Here is a 19,091-nt window from a genome sequence, read left to right as displayed (position 1 = left end):
ATGCTGAAAACCCTGATTGAAGCGTTCGCACTGATCTCCACCTGGGAGGTCATCATCGCGATGTTCGCAGCCTCGGTGTACGGACTCGTGATCGGCTCGCTGCCAGGCCTGTCGGCGACGATGGCAACCGCCCTGCTCGTCCCCGTCACCTTCTACCTCTCGCCGATCGCGGCGATCGCGACCATCGTCGCCGCGTCCTCGATGGCGATCTTCTCCGGCGACATTCCCGGCGCGCTGCTGCGCATCCCGGGAACGCCCGCCTCCGCCGCCTATGCAGACGAGGCCTACGCCATGACCCGCAAGGGACAGGCCGAGCTGGCGCTCGGGGCCGGCGTGTGGTTCTCGGCCGTCGGCGGCATCGCCGGCGTGCTGTCGCTGATGATCCTGGCGCCGCCGCTGGCCGAGATCGCGCTGTCGTTTTCGACCTTCGAGTATTTCTGGCTGGCGCTGCTCGGCCTGATGTGCGCGACGCTGGTGGCGCGCTCCTCGCCGGTAAAGGCAATCGCCGGCATGTTCCTCGGCCTGCTGGTCTCCTGCGTCGGCATCGAGAATCCCGGCGGCGTGCCGCGCTTCACCTTCGGCCTCACCGATCTGTTCGGCGGCATCGAGCCGATCCCCGCGCTGGTGGGCGTGTTCGCGGTGGCCCAGGTGATGCGCGCGATGCTGACGCCCGAGCCTCCGCCGCTGCCGCGGCGCAAATTCGGAAGCATCATGGCCGGCCAGTGGAAGCTGACCAAGAAATACCATTGGCAGATGACGCGCGGAAACATCGTCGGCATCATCATCGGCGTGCTGCCCGGCGCCGGCGCCGACATGGCCGCTTGGGTGTCCTACGCGATGTCAAAGCGCTTCTCCAAGGAACCGGAAAAGTTCGGCACCGGCCATGTCGAGGGCCTGGTCGAGGCCGGCGCCAGCAACAATGCCAGCATCGCCTCGGGCTGGGTGCCGTCATTGCTGTTCGGCATCCCCGGCGACACCATCGCCGCGATCGCGATCGGCGTGCTCTACATGAAGGGGCTGAACCCCGGACCGACGCTGTTCACCGAGAAAGCGTCGAGCATGTACGCGATCTATCTGATGTTCATCATCGCAAACATTTTGATGATCCCGCTCGGCATCGCCATGATCCGGGTTGCCGCCTACATCCTGCTGGCACCGCGCTCCGCTATCATGCCGATCATCATGCTGTGCTGCGCGGTCGGCTCGTTCGCGATCGGCAACAACATGTTCGGCGTCGTCACCGTCGCCGCCTTCGGCGTGATCGGCTATGTGATGGAGGCGAACGGCTATCCCGTCGCGGCGATGGTGCTCGGCATCGTCATGGGCACCATGGTCGAGCAGGCTTTCGTCACCTCGCTGATCAAGTCGGACGGCAGCATTTTGCCGTTTTTCGAACGCCCGGTCGCTGCGATCCTCGCCGCCATGGCGATCGGGGCGCTGCTGTGGCCGGTGATGGTCTGGGCGTGGCGGAAGGTGAAACCGGTGCGGACGGGGGTGGCGGCGACATCCCGGTGATATCGGGCGGGCGGCCCTCGCCTGCCCCGCGGGGGCGTTGTAAAGCAGGGCATGGTTGAGAAAAAGCCTTCACTGGACATCAAATCCCTCGCCCGTGACCTCCGCGCCGGCAGCCGCGCGGCGCTGGCGCGGGCGATCACGCTGGTCGAGAGCCGGCGCAGCGACCATCAGGCGCTGGCGCGCGAACTGGTGCAGATGCTCTTGCCCAATACCGGCAAGGCGGTCCGCGTCGGCATCACCGGCTCGCCCGGCGTCGGCAAATCCACCACCATCGACGCGCTCGGCACTCATCTGATCGAGCAGGGCCACAAGGTCGCCGTGCTCGCGGTCGATCCGTCCTCGGCGCGCAGCGGCGGCTCGATCCTCGGCGACAAGACCCGGATGGCGCGGCTTTCGGCCTCCGACCACGCCTTCATCCGGCCCTCGCCGTCTTCGGGCACTCTTGGGGGCGTCGCGGCGAAAACGCGCGAGGCGATGCTGCTGTGCGAAGCAGCCGGCTTCGACGTCGTGCTGGTGGAAACGGTCGGCATCGGCCAGTCCGAAACGGCGGTCTGCGACATGACCGATTTCTTCCTCGCCCTGATGCTGCCGGGCGGCGGCGACGAATTGCAGGGCATCAAGAAGGGCCTGGTGGAGCTCGCCGACATGATCGCGATCAACAAGGCCGATGGCGACAATCTCAAGCGCGCCAACATCACCGCCGCCGATTATCGCGGCGCGCTGCATATCCTGACGCCACGCTCCGAGCACTGGCATCCGCCGGTCGAGACCTATTCGGCGCTGACCGGGGATGGCATCGCGAAGATCTGGCAGAAAGTCCTCGATCACCGCAAGGCGATGAATGCATCCGGCGACTTCGCCGCACGGCGGCGTGAGCAGCAGGTGAAATGGATGTGGTCGATGCTGGAGCAACGCATGCTGGCGCGGTTGCGCAGCGAGGCGTCAGTGCGGACCAAGGTCAGGAAGATCGAGGCCGAGGTCGCCGACGGCCATCTCACGCCGGCGATCGCCGCCGAGAAGATTTTGGAGCTGCTGCAATGAGCGACAAGCTCCGCATTCTCCTCACCGGCTTCGGCCCGTTCCCCGGCGCGCCCTACAATCCGACCCAGCCGCTGGTCGCCCGGCTGGCGCAATTGCGCCGTCCCGCACTCGACGATGCCGCGATCTCCAGCCACATCTTCCCGGTCACCTATGCCGCGGTGGATCGGCAATTGCCGGAGGTGCTCGCGAAAGAGAAGCCCGACGCGCTGCTGATGTTCGGCCTCGCCGCACGCACGCCCTATCTGCGCATCGAGAGCCGCGCGCGCAACGCCGTCACCATGCTCTGGCCCGATGCCGCCAACACCCGCTCGAGCAAGCGCGGCATCGCCGCCAATGCGGACGCGATAACGTTCGGCCCGCACACCGCAAGGCTGCTGCGCGCCGCCCGCCTCACCGGCATCGACGCGCGCCCCTCGCGCGATGCCGGCGCCTATCTCTGCAATTACCTGAGCTGGCGCGCGATCGAAAACGTCAGGGCCGGCGGGCCAAAGCTCGCCGCGTTCATTCATATTCCCCTGCTCGCGCGCAGTGGCGCCGTGCGCCGCAAGGGCGCGCCGCGGATCACGCTGGACGAACTGGTGGACGCGGGGGAAGCGATGCTGATGGAAATGGTGCAGTTGGCACGGAAGGGGCGCACTTCGTCCTAGAGCACGGTCCCTTGTCTATAGGCGATCTTCGCTTCACCTCGGAGGCGTTGCCCTCTCTTGGTGACGCAGAGAGAGATTTGGCTTCGATCGATCTTCGCGTTGATGATTCCGCAGCAGTCCCAGTAGCCATGCCCCTCAGGAAGCTGACTGGCCTCCACATGCAGCATCAAACGATCTCTTTCGGGGCCAAAATTACGCACCACCGCATCCGCGCCATAGAAGCGTCGTACCGTGTCTTTGATGAAGAGAGCTTCATTATCTTCAAGAGGAAACGGGCTGAGCGGCGCCAGCCGCGGATCGGCCTTCGGCATATCTGGATCCATATCGCGACTATTCTTGATACCAGAATACAGCGTTGCCGTTGAGCCCCATTGGGTAAACATTTAACCCTACCGCGAACTATCCTCACGCGACCGGCCGCCCTGCGCTACCTAACCGCCGCGGATCCCCGCGTCCGCCGGAGGACGCGTCATGGACCTCAATCGTCGCCATCTCATCGGAGCTTCGACCGCAGGCATCGCCGGTGCGCTCGCGATGCCTGCCGACGCCGCGCGTGCGGCGCCGCTGACGTCGCTGCTCGGCCGCGATGCAACGCAGTATGGTGTGCGACCCGGCAGCAGCGAGGACCAGACCCGCGCGCTGCAGCGTGCGATCGACGAGGCTGCCCGGGCGCAGATGCCGCTGGCGCTGCCCCCCGGCATCTACCGCACCGGACTGTTGCGCCTGCCAAATGGCGCGCAGCTGATCGGCGTGCGCGGCGCGACAAAATTCGTCTTCACCGGCGGGGCCTCGGCGATCCAGAGCGACCGCTCCGATTCGATTGGCCTCACCGGCATCACCTTCGACGGCGGCGGCATTCCGCTGCCGGCACGGCGCGGGCTGATCCATGTCCTCGGCGGGCGCGACGTCCGCATCAGCGATTGCGAGATCACCGGTTCCGGCGGCAGCGGCATCTGGCTCGAGCAGGTCTCTGGCGACATCTCGGGCAACATCTTTACCAACATCGCGGTGACGGCAGTGGTGTCGTTCGACGCCAGGGGTCTCAGCGTCTCCCACAACACCATCACCGGCACCAACGACAACGGCATCGAGATCCTGCGCTCGACCATCGGCGATGACGGCACGCTGGTCACTGATAACCGCATCGAGGACATCAAGGCCGGCCCCGGCGGCTCCGGCCAGTACGGCAACGCCATCAACGCGTTCCGCGCCGGCAACGTCATCGTGCGTGGCAATCGCATCAAGAACTGCGATTACTCCGCCGTGCGCGGCAACTCGGCCTCGAACATCCACATTACCGGCAACAGCGTCAGCGACGTGCGCGAGGTCGCGCTCTATTCGGAATTCGCTTTCGAGGCCGCGGTGATCGCCAACAACATTGTGGACGGCGCCGCCGTCGGCGTCTCCGTCTGCAATTTCAACGAAGGCGGCCGCATCGGCGTGGTCCAGGGCAACATCATCCGCAATTTGATCCCGAAGCGGCCGATCGGCACCGCGCCGGATGACGATGCCGGCATCGGCATCTACATCGAGGCGGATTCATCGGTCACCGGCAACGTGATCGAGAACGCGCCGTCCTACGGCATCGTCGCCGGCTGGGGCAAATATCTCCGCGACGTCGCCATCACGGGCAACGTGATCCGCAAGGCACTGGCAGGCGTCGGCGTGTCCGTCGTGCCCGGCGCCGGCACCGCGCTCATCAATAACAACATGATCTCGGAAACCCCGCGCGGCGCCGTCGTCGGGCTCGATCACGCGCGAGCCGTAACGTCCGACCTGTCGGCGGATGGCGCCCAGCGCTTTGCGCAATTGGTGGTCGGTGGGAATGCGGTGCGGCGGTAGCTGCGGCTCCTCGCCTCTGGCGCTCGAACGCTAGAACGCGTTCCGCAGCAGCGGGTACTTCGCTTCGAGGCCGTCGAGGCTGAAGGTGAACTCAACCAGACGTTCGGGGGCTGCGACAATTTCGGCTGCCGGCGGAGAGAACTGCGGCAGAAGCGCCGCCATCGCAGCCAGCGCCTTGGGCGCTGCCGGCACCTTGGGCCCCGTCATCGTGACGGGCGCGGTGGGCGGCGCCATGGCAGCCGGCACTCTGAGCGGTGCCATCGGGGCAGGCGCGGCGACCGACGCGGTCGGGGCTTCGGTGATTTCGGCGAGAACGCCCGGCTTCGGATCGAGCCTGACCGGGACGGCGGTCTCCGGGGCGATGTGCACGGCCTTCGGTTGCACGGTCTGCGCCTGGGGCTCGCGCGGAAACATGCGGGGCATTGTCGCCGGCGACCAGCCGAATGCGGGCGACACGCTCGCGGCCGCCGTGGCAACATCAGCGCCGGTGGCAAGCGCGCGCCAGGTCTGGACGGCGAGCTTCGCTTCCTGAATGTTTTCGAGAAATGCGATCTCGGAATGATAGCGGCGCCAGCGCCCGGTCTCGAACATCTCGGAGAGATGCACCAGCCGCTGCTCGGCGAGAGCGCACCAGCGTGCCGCAACGTCGCGGCCAATAGCAACGTCGCGAATAGCCTCTTGGCGATGTGTCATAAATCAGCCCGTCAGGAGAAAATACGGACGCGACGCAACGCACACGAATCAATTTAGACGCGACGTGAATATTTTGTGGAAAAGTTTTGACTTGTCCAGCAACGACGATGTTTTCATCGCCAAACTCCGTAGTCGTGCGGAGATTCAAGGGGTTTTGGAGTCAAGCTTCGCACAAGCATAGCGCGCTTGCGGCGTGCCGGCGGAGCGGTAGCGCTGAGTGAGCTACGACCTCTCAACCGGAAGCTGATCTCGCGTAGGGCTTCGAGGAATTGGACGTCCAAAAAGAAAAGACCCGTCCGGGGGGACAACCGGACGGGTCGAGCCATATGGGCGCTTGGGGTGGATGGGCGCTCGCGCCTAATATGACTTATGGGGAGGGATAACCGCTCCCACATAATTTGGTCGTGGCAGCGGGCCGAACGTTCAACGCGGCGTTTGATTTTTCGACCTTCGCGCCGCGCGCAAAGTTGTCGCAGCCGCTATCGCGTCGTCGGCTTATCCGCTTGAGAAACCGTGGCTTTATCCTCGGTGCTCGACAACGAAGGTTGCTCTAATGCGCGAATGCCAGGCCCGTCGCGACGCTTCTCGATATCTTCACGTTTTGTTGTACCGGACGCGGCCGCGACCGGCGTCGCGCCGGCGGCGGGAACGGCCATGACCGCGGCAAACGCGTCGGCCTCGCCATCGCCGAACAGATCGTCACGCCCGGGTGAACCGAGGTCACGCGCCGTCTTTGCCAGGGTCGTGCGCAGCGCTTCCGGCTTCAACGCGTAGTTGCGCTCGAGCAGCAGCGCCGCGACGCCGGAGACATAGGCGGCCGAGAACGAGGTGCCCGACGTCATCTGGTATTTGCCGTCAGGCGCCGGCAGGAAGATATCGACGCCGGGGGCCGCGACCGCGATGTAGTTGCCGCGGTTGGAGGCGGTGAACAGCCTGTCCTGCTGGTCGGTCGCACTGACCGCTATCACGTTGGGATTGGCGGCCGGATAGAGCGGCGGAGACTTCGCGCCTGCGTTGCCGGCGGCCGCGATCAGCACCAGGCCACGCGCGGCGGTCGCCGCGATGGCCCGCTCGATCACCGCATCCTTCGGACCGGCAAAGCTCATGTTGACGATCTGGGCCCCGTGCTCGGCGGCATAGTTCAGCGAGCGCAGGATGATGTAGGACGAGCTCTCGGCCCCGCCGGTGGTGCCGCCGAAGGCGCGGATCGCGATGAGGCGCGCCTCGGGCGCGCTGCCCATCAGCTTGGCATGGGCCACGATGGCGCCGGCAATGCCGGTGCCGTGAATGTGCGGGCCCTCGGCGCTGCCAAGCGCATCGAAATTGTCGGCAATGGAATTGGCAAGTTCCGGATGTTGGACGTCGATGCCGGAGTCGATCACGGCGACCGTCACATTGGCGCCATGCGCGAGAGTATGTGCCTGCGGCAGGCGGAGCTTCGCCAGCGCATATTGCGCGGGATCTCCCTCGGTCGGCACCGACGATTTCTGGTCCTGAAGCAGGTAGCGGAAGTTCGGCTGGACCGAACGCACGCTGCCGTCGGCCGCGAATTCACGCCGCACCGTCGCGGAGGGCCGGCCGTCGGTGATGCGGAACAGTCCGAACGTCGCCCCGATCAGCGGAAAATTCTCGGAGGACACGCGCGTCAGGCCATGGCGACGCGCAAGCTCGTCGGCTTGGCTCAACGACAGCCCGCCGTCGATCTCGGCGACAAATTCGCCGGCAAAGGTGCGCAAATCCGCGGCGACGGGCGTGTTGTTGCCGCGGCCCTTTCCGGCGGTCTTCTTGCCCGATTTGCCCGAGCCATCGCCGCCTGCGTTCTGCTGCGCCAGGCATTCGCCGGCGGCGTCGCGATCGGGCGCGGTACAGGCGGGATAGAGGTTCGGGGAGTAGCGCGCATAAGGCAGCACCGGCGTCGGCCCCGTCCGCGCCGAAATCCTCGTCGTCACAATCGGACCGGGACCGCGGCCGACGGCCACCGCTCTGGCGGCAACACCGGGACTGACGCGTGCGGCGATGCCAGGAGAAATCGTCGGCATTCGGGAGGGGACGCTGATCGTCGGCGTGCGCATGATCGCCTGCGCCTGCGCAACCTCGACGCCGAGACAGGCGGCGAGCAGAAGCGCGGCTGCGACCGACGAAGCGCAGGCCCCCGCTCTTACTCTACTTTCAAACTTGCGCGTCATTGGTTTGGAAGCGCCTTACGGCGCTGCGACGGCGAGGTTGACGAACTTCTCGCGCTGCATCTTGCCAAGCAGCGAGGTGAGTTCGTCACGGCTCATCGCCTTGTCGAACTGGAGGCGGAACATACCGCCCTTGGCATCACCGATGATCGAAGCCTGGTAGCCGTCGAGCAATGCCGTGATATCGGCGACGCGCGCCTCGGGCGTGAAGCGTACCAGCGCGCGCGCTGGCGGGACGGTCGTGCCGAGGTCGCGGGTGATCGGAGCGCTGGTCGAGAGCGAAGCAGTCTGGAAGGTCGCAGTCTGGGTCTTCGTCAACACGGCGCCGATGATTCCGGCCTGCAGCACGAGCGCGATGGCGCCAAGGCTCGCCGACCAGGCCAGAGTGCGCGGCGACAGGCTCGCAAAGAAGGTGGCGATGCGCGCCGACAGCGGCAGCGAACCGGCCGCCCGCGCAGGCTCAGCGTCGATCGCGGCGAACAGCTTCTGCATCGCACGCGCCGACGGAGCCCCCAGGCTCTCGTTCAGATGGATGGTCTCTTCATACTCGCCGCGGATCGCGGCATATTGCTTCGCGAGCTCGGGATCGCGCGCCAGCGCCTCGTCGACGCGGCGCGCATCGCGCGGGTTCAGCGTGCCGGCGGCGTGCCACGGCAGCAGCAGTTCAATTTCACCGGGCTCTTGCTCCAGCATCTTCTTGCTCAAAGCCATCATGGCCAGCCTCGCTCAATGCCGGCTGCTTTCAGCAGTTCGGCCAATTTCTTGCGCGCATAGAACAAGCGCGTCTTCACAGTGTTCTCCGGGATGCCAACGATTTCGGCCACTTCTTCCACGGATTTCTCGTGGTAGTAGACGAGATCGACGATCTCCCGATGGTCCGGCGAGAGGCCCGTCAGACACTCCCGCAACGCTTCACTGGTATCCTTCTTCTGCACCGCCGTTTCCGGATTGTCGGACGTATCCTCGATCGCGTTCGCGGCGTCGTCGTCCAACTCAAAATCCTTCCTGCGCCGAAGCGCAGACAGGGCCTTGAATCGGGTAATGGCCAGCAGCCAGGTGGAAACGGCGGATCGGCCCTCGAATTTGCCGGCTTGACGCCAGACGTCGAGAAACACCTCGCTGATGAGGTCTTCCGCCGCCTGCTCGTCCCGCACGAGCCGGAGGCCGAACCGATACACCCTGACATGGTGCCGCCCGTACAGCACCTGCATGGCGAGCCGGTCACCTTGAGCGATCCTGGCGATCAGGATCTCGTCCGAAGCCGCTTGTGTCACGCTCAAAGACCGTCTCGCAAGGTTGGTCGGGTCGATGCGGCAGACGGTTCGACGGGAGGGGTAAAATTGTTCAGCCTACCGCAGTCATACGGGAGGCTGTGTGATCTACCCCACATACGCGAAATTTCCTGTTGCCACCCGCAGCTGGGCGCCTCGCTCAAGAACGGTAACATAGTAATGAAGCACTTTCCTGAGCAATGCCGTCCCAGTAGAGACGGCCCGACGTGCATGGAACCTTAGCAGCCTAGCACGACATATGTCTTCCGAAGCCCTGCTTTGGCTCGACCCCGTCGCACACGATGCCTAATCGCCGGCAAATTCCTGGAGCGATCGACGTCCCCTGCTGCCCGCTGCACAGCGTGGATTCGGTTTCGAAGGATACCAAACCTAAAGGCTTGCGACGTAGATTTTTGAGCTGACATCCACCACTGGCGGGACCATGAGCACGGCTGCGACGTCCTTTCCCGAGAGGAATGCCGCTGAGGCCGCGGATCTCGCCTTGACGACCGAGGCAGCGGCACCCGAGGTCCTGGCACGCCGGATCCGGCAGCGGCGCCAGATGTATGTCGGCCAGGTGGCGAGCTATTCGCTCGGCGCCTCCGTCCTGCTGCTCTACGCCTTTGACGGCGTGATCTCCATGGACGTTCCGTCGCTGTTCTGGCTCAGCGGCCTACTGATCATCGGTACCTTCACCGTGCTATCGGAAGCGGGCTTCGGCGACCGGTTCGAGGATCATTACCTCACCGTCTTCCAGATCTCGGCGCATATGACGCTGCAGCTGCTGTTCCTGCTCGCGGTGCCGACAGTCGGAGTCGCGTTCCTGGCCGTGCTGTTTCTGATCTTCGCCTTCGGCACGCTTCGTATGACATCGAGCCAGGCAATGCTCACCTGGGGTCTCACCACTTGCGGGCTCGCGTTGGTCTTCCTCGCCTCGGACTTGCCAATCGGACTGCCGGTTACGACCCAGCTGCAACGGGCGGCATCGATGCTGTGCTTCGTGCTGGTGATCGGCCAGTGCGCCTTCCTCGGCCTGTTCGGCGCCACGTTGCGCAAAATCCTGTACCGGCGCAGCATCGAGCTGAAGGCCGCCTATCGGCGCATCGAGGAACTGGCGGAGCTCGACGAGCTCACCGGCTCCTACAACCGCCGCTGTATCATGCGGCTTCTCGACGCCGAGATCGAAAAATCGCGGCAGACGTCGACCCCTTGCGCGATCGCGCTGATCGATCTCGACTGGTTCAAGCGCATCAACGACGCCCATGGCCATCCCGTCGTCGACGAGGTGCTGCGCACCTTCGCGATCACCATTTTCGCCAACATCCGCCCGGCCGACTGCTTCGGCCGCTACGGCGGCGAGGAATTCTTGCTGCTGCTGCCAGGGATGGACGGCGATGCGGCGTCACGCATGCTCGATCGGCTGCGCGGCATCGTCGCCGATCTGGACTGGAGCGCATTCTCCCCGGGCATGCGCGTGACCATTTCCGCGGGCGTCGTGACGCTACGCGACAACGATACTGCCGACACGTTTCTCGTGCGCGCCGATAGCGCGCTCTATTCCGCCAAGGCACAGGGGCGCAACCGCATTGCAACGAGCTGACCAATCCATTTTCTCCCGGCGCGACAGAAGCCGCGGCCGGGCCGAACGCTCCAGGATAGGGCAATGAGATCCAAAGCCGTAAAATCATCCGAGAGTCTGCTCGAGGAATTGCAAACTGCGCTCTCGCACGGCACCGTTGCGCACCGGGTCGAGACGTTGCGCCGCGTCACCGATCTGTTCGTGGGCAACGCGGTGGACTATTCCGACGACCACGTCCGCGTGTTCGACGACGTGTTCCAATGCCTGATCGAGCGGATCGAGACGTCCGCCAGGGCGCTGCTCGCCGACCGCCTCGCATCGATCGCGGCTGCGCCGCCGAAGATCATCCGCACACTCGCGCTCGACGAGGTGATCGAGGTTTCCGGCCCGGTACTGTCGAAATCCGAACGGCTGGACGAGGCGACCCTGATGGAGATCGCACGCACCAGGGGCCAGGACCATCTCAAGGCGATCTCGCTGCGGCGGGTGCTGTCGGAAGCGCTGACCGACGTGCTGGTGACCCGCGGCAACGAGGACGTGGTGCAATCGACCGTCAGCAATCCGGGCGCGCAACTGTCCGAGGGAAGTCTCGCCGACCTCGTGACCCGCGCCGAACGTGACGACGACCTCGCCAGCTGCATCGGCCTGCGGGCCGACCTGCCCCGCCATCATTATTTGAAGCTGGTCGCGAAGGCCTCCTTGACCGTGCGCCGGAAGCTGGAGGCCGCGCATCCGGAGCTCGCGGACGACGTGTCCAGCGTGGTCCAGGAAGCGGCTCAGCGGATCCGCGCCGCCACCACGACCCGGCAGACCGAGATGGCGCGGGCGCTGGTGAAGTCGCTGCACGAGGACGGCCGCCTGACCGAACTCCAGGTCGCCACCTTCGCAGAGCAGGGCAAGTTCGACGAGACCAATGCGGGGCTCGCGGCGCTTGCGGGCGTCGCAGTCGAGACCGCCGAGACCATGATGATCGAAAGCCGGGTCGAGGGCGTGATGATCCTCGCCAAGGTCGCGGCCATGCAATGGTCGAGCGTCCGCGCCATCATCGCCCTGCGCGAGAAGCTCTCAGGCGGCCCGCAGACCGACATGCTGACGCTGCGCGACGCTTACGAGGCGCTGCGCAGCTCGACCGCGCAGCAGGTGCTGCGCTTCCACCGCATGCAGCAGGGCGCGGCGCCGGTGGCGTGAAGCAGACGAGCTAGTAGCGTAGGACCCTCGCCCCCACCAGCGCGCCAATTGCCGTCACCAACGCGGTGGCGAGCGTGTACCAGGTCGCGACGAACAGCGGCGAGTCATCGGTGCAGTGCGAGGCGTACAGCGTCGCGGCAAGGCCCGCCGACACCAGGCCGGCGAGCGCACCGGCGAGCGCGGGGTGCGACGGCGCACCGTGGCGCAGGCCGAACAGGGCCCCCGCAAGCAGCGGCAGCGACATCGCGGGGATTGCGAACAGGCACACCCTGGAATTCTTGCCCATCAAACGCATCGTCATCGGCATGGCCGGCGCCATCATCGCCTCGCTGCCGATCGCCACCGCGAGCAGCCCGACGGGCAGCAGCAGCAGCCAGCCCCAGCCACGCAGCAAAGCTTCGGGACGCGACAGATGCAGGCTGACGATGATCGCCGGGATCGCGAGCGACAGCGTGACCGCGAACTTCATGTCGAAGAACGGGTTGCGCATCGCGCTCATCACGTCGTGACGCACACCGAGGAAGGTGGCGAAGATCAGGATCGACAGCGGCGCGGCGACCAGCAGCGCCATGGTCAGCACCGCGCCGACGCGCGGCGGGCGATGGGCGTTGTCGGCCGCGAGCGAGCGAATGAGTTGATCGGTATCCATGACTAGTGGTCCCGCAGTTTGGCTGTCAGCGCCGCAAGTCCGCGATGCAGCGCGACCCGCACCGCGCCCTCGCTCATCGAATACTTCGCCGCCGTGTCCTTGATCGAGGTGCTGTCGACCGCGATCGACTGCAACACGTCGCGCTGGCGTTGCGGCAGCGTATTGAGCTGGCTGGCGACCTCGCCGGCCGAGACCGTCTCCTGCGGCGCCTCGCCCGGCAGGATCTCGGCGAAATCGTCGATGTTGACGAAGATCCGCCTGCCCCGTCGCCGCAGCATGTCGATCAGCTTGTTGCGGCCGATCGCAAACAGCCACGGGGCGAAGGGGGCTTCGCTGTCCCAGGTGTGCCGCTTCAGATGCACCGCCAACAGAATCTCCTGCACGATATCCTCGGCCTGGTCGGGAGGCTGCCCGGCCCGCGCCAGGCCGCGCCTCGCGGCAGCGCGCAGCACAGGCGTGACCGCCTTCAACAGACGATGATACGCCGCGTCATCGCCTGCCATGGCCGACCGCATCAGGTCGGTCCACTCGTCCTCACGTCCGCGCACGCGCGCCCCTCACCATGCAATTCGGCCGTTCTTTCAGTTTGTTACGCCGGCGGCAGCATGATCACGAATTCGTGATCATGCTTGGCCACGCAACCGATACGGCCGTCAGGATCTGCGACGGCTCATAACACCGATCGGTCCCGTACGCACCCGCGGCCGGCCGCGACGGCAAGGGATTGCCGCGCTTTTGCCCGGTGTGGCCCGAAGATTCCCATTTTTTGCCCCGCTGTCGTCACGCGCCAGGGTCTCTGTTCGGTCCGGGACGGGCGGACTTGGGGAGATGTCAACATGATGAAAGCCAGCGGGCGCGCGGCCCTGATTCTCCTGGCCGGGCTTTTGGTGCTGTTCGGGGGCGTTGCACAGGCGGCGCCGAGTTCAGCCGCTAGCAGCAAGTCGGACAATGCGAGCCAACAGGCGGACGAGGTCAAGCCGAGCAAGCAGCGGCGTCACACGTCGCGCCACCGCGACAACGCCAAGACGGCGCAGAAATCCGACGACAAGGCCGACAAGAAGGACGCCGCGGCAACGGCCGACGAGGCGAAGGCAGACACTCGTGAGGTCCCGGCCTCGAGCCAGATGCCGCCGGAAGTCGCCAACGCCAATGCGCAGCTCGCCGCCGATACGCCGACCGCGGCTGCCGCCTCAGCAATGACCGGCCGGGCCAACGACAACGTCCAGGCCGCGGCCGATAATACCGCCGCCCCGAACCCCGATAGCCAGGTCGTCGCACCCGATCAGCTCAACGATATCGACCGCGCCCTGCAACAGGACAACGCGCCGGCGCAGAAGGCGGTGATTGCCGCAATCGACGCGCAGCCGCGTCCGGCACCGGTGATGGCAAGCAGCCAGCAGAGCTCGGCCTGGGACCAGAGCTCCCTGATCGGAAAGATCTTCATCGGCGTCGGCACGCTGCTGACGCTGGCCTCCGCCGCGCGCATGTTCATGGCGTGACTTTGGCTTGATTACGGCCTGATCGCCGGCCCGCGGGACCTCGTCCGGAACGCGCATCTCGCCGCGTGTTCCGGCCGTTCCTGCTCCGATGGCTTTAGCGCCTCTTGAAGCCCACCGCGCCAGCGGGCACATTGCCCGCTCAACCAAAAGCGTGGGTGGAGCATGAGCACGTTCGAACACATCATCGTCGAAAGCAAAGGCGCGGTCGGCATCATCAAGCTGAATCGGCCGAAGCTGCTCAACGCACTCTCCTTTGGCGTCTTCCGCGAGATCGCCGCGGCCGTCGACGATCTCGAAGCCGATGACGCCATCGGCTGCATCGTCGTGACCGGCAGCGAGAAGGCATTTGCCGCCGGCGCCGACATCAAGGAGATGCAGCCGAAAGGCTTCATCGACATGTTCTCGGAGGATTTTGCCGCGATCGGCGGCGATCGGGTCGCGCGCTGCCGCAAGCCGACGATCGCCGCGGTCGCGGGTTATGCCCTCGGCGGCGGCTGCGAACTCGCGATGATGTGCGACTTCATCATCGCCGCCGACACCGCCAAATTTGGCCAACCCGAAATCACCCTCGGCACCATCCCCGGCATCGGCGGCACCCAGCGCCTGACCCGTGCGATCGGCAAGTCCAAGGCGATGGACCTTTGCCTCACCGGCCGCATGATGGATGCAGCCGAAGCCGAGCGCAGCGGCCTTGTCAGCCGCATCGTGCCGGCCGACAAGCTGATGGAAGAGGTGATGGCCGCGGCCGAGAAGATCGCCGCGATGTCACGGCCCGCGGTCGCGATGGCCAAGGAAGCGGTCAACCGCGCCTTCGAGACCACGCTCGCCGAGGGCATGAGCGTCGAGCGCAACCTGTTCCACTCGACCTTCGCGCTGGAGGACCGCTCCGAGGGAATGGCGGCGTTCATCGAGAAGCGGAAGCCGGTGAACAAGAACCGGTAAGGAGGCGAGCGGTCAGGCTGGTGTAAGACTCTGCCTTTCCCGCAGAATCCCTGTGATGTAGCTGCAACAAGCACGGAATAGATGGGGGTTTCCCCCGCGGCAGTTTGCCTGCGGGACCTCGGCTGGTTAAACAGTTAAGAGAGCCGCCGTCGGCGGGGGCGGACAGCCAGGATTTGCGGATTACATGATTGGGCGTGCCGCCAGAGCTGGTCGCGTGATGGCGCGGCATCGATCGGGCGTGGCTCCTGTGCTCGCGACATGGACCACGCTTGCGCTCTGTTGCGCCCTGCCCTCCGCCGCACGGGCGGAAGCGCTGCCGGAGGCGCTCGCCAAGGCCTACCAGACCAATCCGCAGCTCAATGCCGAACGTGCGCGGCAGCGGGCCACCGACGAGAACGTGCCGCAGGCGCTCGCCGGCTACCGGCCACAGATCGTGGCAAGCCTCAGCGCCGGGCTGCAATCGGTGCGCAATCTGCTGCCCGACAACACCATCCAGACGGCCAATCTGAAGCCATGGATCATCGGCGTCACCGTGTCGCAGACCCTGTTCAACGGTTTCCGCACCGCCAACAACGTGCGCGCCGCCGAACTCCAGGTGCAGTCTGGCCGCGAGGCGCTGCGCAACGTCGGCCAGGGCGTGCTGCTCGACGCGGTCACCGCCTACACCAATGTCCTCGCCAACCAGTCGCTGGTCGAGGCGCAGCGCTCAAACGTCGCCTTCCTGCGCGAAACGCTCTCGGTCACCCAGCGGCGCCTCAACGCCGGCGACGTCACGCCGACCGACAGCGCTCAGGCCGAGGCGCGGCTCAACCGCGGACTTTCCGATCTCAACGCCGCCGAAGTCGCGCTGGCGGTGAGCCAGGCGATCTACGCGCAGGTGATCGGCAATGCGCCGTCGCAGCTTCGCGCCGCCGAAGTCGTCGACCGCTATCTGCCGAAGAGCCGCGAAGACGCGCTGACGATGGCGATCCGCCAGCACCCGGCGGTGATGGCGGCGGGCTTCGACGTTGATGTCGCCTCCACCAACATCCGCGTCGCCGAAGGCGCGCTGCTGCCGAGCGCCAGCGTCCAGGGCAGCGCCAGCAAGAGCCGCAACAACGACCCGACGCTCGGCACCTTCGCCGAAGATCAGGCCTCGATCGTCGCGAATGTCACCGTGCCGATCTACGACGGCGGCCAGGCCGCCGCACAGACCCGGCAGGCCAAGGAGATCACGGCGCAGAGCCGGCTCGTGCTCGACCAGGTGCGCAACCAGGCGCGCACGGCGGCGGTCAGCGCGTGGGTTGCCAACGAAGGCGCCAAGATTGCGGTCTCGGCCTCGGAGTCCGAAGTGAAGGCGGCGACCGTCGCGCTCCAGGGCGTGCAGCGCGAGGCCGCCGGTGGACAGCGCACGACGGTGGATGTGCTGAACTCGCAGGCCGATTTGATCCAGGCCAAGGCCCGCCTGATCGGCGCCAATCGCGACCGCGTAATCGCCTCCTACACGCTGCTCAGCGCCGTCGGCCATCTCGACGTCAAGACCTTGAGCCTGAACACGCCGGACTATCTGCCCGAGGTGCACTACCAGCAAGTCCGCGACGCCTGGCACGGTCTGCGCACGCCGTCCGGGCAGTAGCTTCAAATCGTCCGCCTTGGTGCCGATGAAAAGCCGCCGCATCCATCTGATGGGAGCCTCCGGCTCCGGCGTGACGACGATCGGTCGCGCGCTCGCCGGCAGGCTTGCGCTGCCGCATCACGACAGCGATGATTATTTCTGGCTGCCGACGGCGCCGCCCTACCAGACGACACGCCCTGCCGCCGAGCGTTTGCGCTTGATGCGCGAGATGTTTTTGCCGCGGCTCGATTGGGTGCTGAGCGGAACCGTCACCGGCTGGGGCGACGAGCTCGTCCCATTCTTCGATCTCGTCGTCTTTGTGACGACGCCGCGCGAGCTTCGCTTGCAGCGCCTGCGTGACCGCGAGGCTACGCATTTCGGAGCGGATGCCGTCGCACAGGGCGGCTGGCGTCATGAGGAGGCGGAGTCGTTCGTCGACTGGGCCTCGCACTACGAAGCCGGCGATCGCGACGGCCGCAGTCTCGCAAAAGATGAAGCGTGGCTCGCGAAGCTGCCCTGCCCGGTCGTGCGCGTCGACGGCTCACGCCCGCTTGCGGACCTCGTCGAGCAGCTATGCAGCGAAGCGCAGCGGCTGCCGGGCTGATGTGATACTGTCCCGACGCCACCGCCAAATAACAAAACGGGGAGAGAAACCATGCTCAGCCGACGCAGCGTCCTGCTTGCCTCCCTTGCCGCCGGAGTTGCCATGTCCAACAAAGCCCACGCACGTGCCGCGCAGCCCGCGACGCCAGTCAATTTCGACGTCCCGGCCCATGCCTGCGACTGTCACACCCACATCCATGGCGATGTCGAAAAATTTCCGTTCTTCGCGGGCCGCGTCTACACGCCGGAGCCGGCTTCGCCGGAGGAAATGGCCGCGTTGCACAAGGCGCTGCATATCGAGCGCGTTGTGATCGTGACGCCGAGTGTCTACGGCACCGATAACGCCTCCACCCTGTTCGGCATGAAGGCGCGCGGCGCGGCCGCGCGCGGAGTGGCCGTGATCGACGACAAAACGACCGAGGCCCAGCTCGACGCGATGCAGGCAGACGGCTTTCGCGGTGTCCGCCTCAATCTTGCGACCGGCGGCGTCAACGATCCCAATGTCGGTCGGCCGCGTTTCACCGCCGCAGTCGAGCGCATGAAGGCGCGCGGCTGGCACGTGCAACTTTACACCACGCTCCCCATGATCTCGGCAATCAAGGACCTCGTCGAGACGGCGCCAGTACCCGTTGTATTCGACCATTTCGGCGGCCTCGAGGCTTCGCTTGGGCTGGAGCAGCCGGGATTTGCCGACCTGGTCGCGCTGGTGAAATCCGGCAAGGCCTATGTCAAGATTTCCGGCGCCTATCGCTCCTCGAAGCTCGCGCCCGACTATCAGGACATGGTGCCCTATGCCCGCGCACTGATCGCGGCGAATGCGGACCGCATCGTCTGGGGCACGGACTGGCCGCATCCCGATTCGAGCCGTGTCGAGGGACGCAAAGCCACCGACGTCGCGCCGCTCTACCAGATCGACGACGGCCGCCTGCTCAACCAGCTTCCGGTGTGGGCGCCGGATGCGGATGTGCGCAAGAAGATCCTGGTCGACAACCCGGCGCAACTCTACGGGTTCTGAGTCGCGACAGGCGCAATGCGGTTCAACGACCGCGACACAGTTCCACAGTGAAGTGTGGAACTGTTGTCGCGAAGGTACAAACTCCTTGGACTCACACGAACGTGTTTGTGCTCTCGCTCGTTTCTCACCCTTCTGGTTGAGGCGGCGATTCATTTTCGGGGCTACCCACACGCACAGATTTCATTTGTTCGTGCGGGTGCATGCCTTTATCGCATTATCTTGCCGCGCTTTTTTCCGGCATTGGAATTGGTTTCACCGTCGCCGCCCCCATCGGACCGATGGGCATGCTGTGCATTCAGCGCACATTGGCATCAGGCATGGCCACGGGCCTCGCGACCGGCTTCGGCGCCGCGACCGTGCATCTCACTTACAGCGCCCTCGCGGTTTTGGGCCTGGGCTCGCTTGCACAGCCCTGGGTCGAGGCCAATGCCGCCAGCTTCGGCATCGTCTCGGCGCTCACACTGCTGTGGTTCGCGATCCGAACCCATCGCGGCTCGGTCGCACTCCAGGCGACCGACGACATCGACAACGTGCATCTGGCGCGCGCCTATCTCAGCGCCATCGCGCTTGGGTTCACCAATCCGCTGACCGTCATCCTGTTTCTGGCTGCGCTGCACGCCTTCTCCATGCAGGCCGCGGCAGCCCCGCTGATCGCCGGTGTCTTCGTCGGTTCCGCGATCTGGTGGACCGTGCTCAGCACGATCGTGGCAACGGCGCGATCACGGCTGACGCCGCGCATGCTGTCGATGAGCAGTCGGTTGGCCAGCCTGATGCTGCTGGGCCTCGGGACCATGATGCTGGTGCGGATCGCGCAGCGGATGCTGTGATTG

General features: G+C 65.6%; 19 protein-coding genes. 12 read left to right on the top strand and 7 right to left on the bottom strand.

Features of this window, described 5'->3' with window-relative positions; all coding sequences use genetic code 11:
• From N551_RS0123945 to N551_RS0123935, 3 genes are read left to right on the top strand one after another with little or no spacing between them, the layout of a single operon-like run.
• Complete coding sequence (locus tag N551_RS0123945; protein ID WP_027569048.1) at window positions 1–1,515, top strand: tripartite tricarboxylate transporter permease; 1,515 nt, start codon at window positions 1–3, stop codon at window positions 1,513–1,515.
• Between the two features lie 51 nt (window positions 1,516–1,566).
• Window positions 1,567–2,556 (top strand): methylmalonyl Co-A mutase-associated GTPase MeaB, encoded by a 990-nt coding sequence (meaB, locus tag N551_RS0123940; RefSeq protein WP_027569047.1) that lies wholly within the window; start codon window positions 1,567–1,569, stop codon window positions 2,554–2,556.
• Complete coding sequence (locus N551_RS0123935; RefSeq protein ID WP_027569046.1) at window positions 2,553–3,203, top strand: pyroglutamyl-peptidase I; 651 nt, start codon at window positions 2,553–2,555, stop codon at window positions 3,201–3,203. The genes meaB and N551_RS0123935 overlap by 4 nt, the downstream gene beginning before the upstream one ends.
• Here N551_RS0123935 and N551_RS38345 read toward each other — a convergent pair.
• Window positions 3,200–3,586, bottom strand: a complete 387-nt coding sequence (locus N551_RS38345) for a hypothetical protein (protein WP_155809911.1) — start codon at window positions 3,584–3,586, stop codon at window positions 3,200–3,202. The two genes, N551_RS0123935 and N551_RS38345, sit on opposite strands and share 4 nt — an antisense overlap.
• A gap of 88 nt (window positions 3,587–3,674) precedes the next feature.
• Here N551_RS38345 and N551_RS0123925 point away from each other — a divergent pair, with 88 nt between their 5' ends.
• Window positions 3,675–5,045 (top strand): TIGR03808 family TAT-translocated repetitive protein, encoded by a 1,371-nt coding sequence (locus N551_RS0123925; protein WP_027569044.1) that lies wholly within the window; start codon window positions 3,675–3,677, stop codon window positions 5,043–5,045.
• A 30-nt stretch (window positions 5,046–5,075) separates the two neighbouring features.
• Here N551_RS0123925 and N551_RS0123920 read toward each other — a convergent pair whose 3' ends face one another.
• The 4 genes from N551_RS0123920 to N551_RS0123905 form a co-directional block, all read right to left on the bottom strand.
• Window positions 5,076–5,738: a TIGR03809 family protein gene (locus N551_RS0123920; RefSeq protein ID WP_027569043.1), complete on the bottom strand. Its 663-nt coding sequence runs from the start codon at window positions 5,736–5,738 to the stop codon at window positions 5,076–5,078.
• Window positions 5,739–6,217: 479 nt separating this feature from the next.
• Window positions 6,218–7,924 (bottom strand): S8 family serine peptidase, encoded by a 1,707-nt coding sequence (locus N551_RS0123915; RefSeq protein WP_027569042.1) that lies wholly within the window; start codon window positions 7,922–7,924, stop codon window positions 6,218–6,220.
• A 15-nt stretch (window positions 7,925–7,939) separates the two neighbouring features.
• The gene (locus N551_RS0123910; protein ID WP_027569041.1) at window positions 7,940–8,635 is read right to left on the bottom strand and encodes a hypothetical protein; all 696 of its coding nucleotides are present in this window, start codon (window positions 8,633–8,635) and stop codon (window positions 7,940–7,942) included.
• Window positions 8,632–9,201 carry a sigma-70 family RNA polymerase sigma factor gene (locus tag N551_RS0123905; RefSeq protein WP_007593582.1) on the bottom strand — a complete coding sequence of 190 codons (570 nt, stop codon included), beginning with the start codon at window positions 9,199–9,201 and terminating at the stop codon, window positions 8,632–8,634. Before N551_RS0123905 ends, N551_RS0123910 begins: the two co-directional genes overlap by 4 nt.
• Window positions 9,202–9,634: 433 nt before the next feature.
• Here N551_RS0123905 and N551_RS0123900 point away from each other — a divergent pair, with 433 nt between their 5' ends.
• Complete coding sequence (locus N551_RS0123900; RefSeq protein WP_027569040.1) at window positions 9,635–10,792, top strand: GGDEF domain-containing protein; 1,158 nt, start codon at window positions 9,635–9,637, stop codon at window positions 10,790–10,792.
• 63 nt (window positions 10,793–10,855) lie between these two features.
• Window positions 10,856–11,959, top strand: coding sequence for a DUF2336 domain-containing protein (locus N551_RS0123895; protein WP_027569039.1), 1,104 nt, complete (start codon window positions 10,856–10,858; stop codon window positions 11,957–11,959).
• Between the two features lie 10 nt (window positions 11,960–11,969).
• On the opposite strand, the gene N551_RS0123890 is transcribed toward N551_RS0123895, so the two are convergent.
• Together N551_RS0123890 and N551_RS0123885 are read right to left on the bottom strand one after the other, a co-directional pair.
• Window positions 11,970–12,608, bottom strand: a complete 639-nt coding sequence (locus tag N551_RS0123890; RefSeq protein WP_027516884.1) for an NrsF family protein — start codon at window positions 12,606–12,608, stop codon at window positions 11,970–11,972.
• Between the two features lie 2 nt (window positions 12,609–12,610).
• Window positions 12,611–13,156 (bottom strand): sigma-70 family RNA polymerase sigma factor, encoded by a 546-nt coding sequence (locus tag N551_RS0123885; protein WP_027569038.1) that lies wholly within the window; start codon window positions 13,154–13,156, stop codon window positions 12,611–12,613.
• A 288-nt stretch (window positions 13,157–13,444) separates the two neighbouring features.
• On the opposite strand from N551_RS0123885, the gene N551_RS0123880 reads away from it, so the two are divergent.
• The 6 genes from N551_RS0123880 (at window position 13,445) to N551_RS0123855 (ending at window position 19,088) form a co-directional block, all read left to right on the top strand.
• Window positions 13,445–14,107 (top strand): hypothetical protein, encoded by a 663-nt coding sequence (locus tag N551_RS0123880; RefSeq protein ID WP_027569037.1) that lies wholly within the window; start codon window positions 13,445–13,447, stop codon window positions 14,105–14,107.
• Window positions 14,108–14,269: 162 nt separating this feature from the next.
• Complete coding sequence (locus N551_RS0123875; protein WP_027516881.1) at window positions 14,270–15,049, top strand: enoyl-CoA hydratase; 780 nt, start codon at window positions 14,270–14,272, stop codon at window positions 15,047–15,049.
• A gap of 184 nt (window positions 15,050–15,233) precedes the next feature.
• Window positions 15,234–16,664, top strand: coding sequence for a TolC family outer membrane protein (locus N551_RS0123870; protein WP_027569036.1), 1,431 nt, complete (start codon window positions 15,234–15,236; stop codon window positions 16,662–16,664).
• Window positions 16,665–16,689: 25 nt separating this feature from the next.
• Window positions 16,690–17,247, top strand: coding sequence for a hypothetical protein (locus tag N551_RS0123865; protein WP_027569035.1), 558 nt, complete (start codon window positions 16,690–16,692; stop codon window positions 17,245–17,247).
• A gap of 51 nt (window positions 17,248–17,298) precedes the next feature.
• Complete coding sequence (locus tag N551_RS0123860) at window positions 17,299–18,261, top strand: amidohydrolase family protein (RefSeq protein WP_027569034.1); 963 nt, start codon at window positions 17,299–17,301, stop codon at window positions 18,259–18,261.
• A gap of 200 nt (window positions 18,262–18,461) precedes the next feature.
• On the top strand, window positions 18,462–19,088 hold the full coding sequence (locus N551_RS0123855; protein WP_027569033.1) for a LysE family translocator: 627 nt from the start codon (window positions 18,462–18,464) through the stop codon (window positions 19,086–19,088).
• Window positions 19,089–19,091 lie beyond the last annotated feature (3 nt).

Source organism: Bradyrhizobium sp. URHA0013, assembly GCF_000518345.1.
Lineage (GTDB): Bacteria > Pseudomonadota > Alphaproteobacteria > Rhizobiales > Xanthobacteraceae > Bradyrhizobium.
Note: the sequence above shows the minus strand (reverse complement) of the source record. Positions and strands in the feature narration are given on the sequence as shown.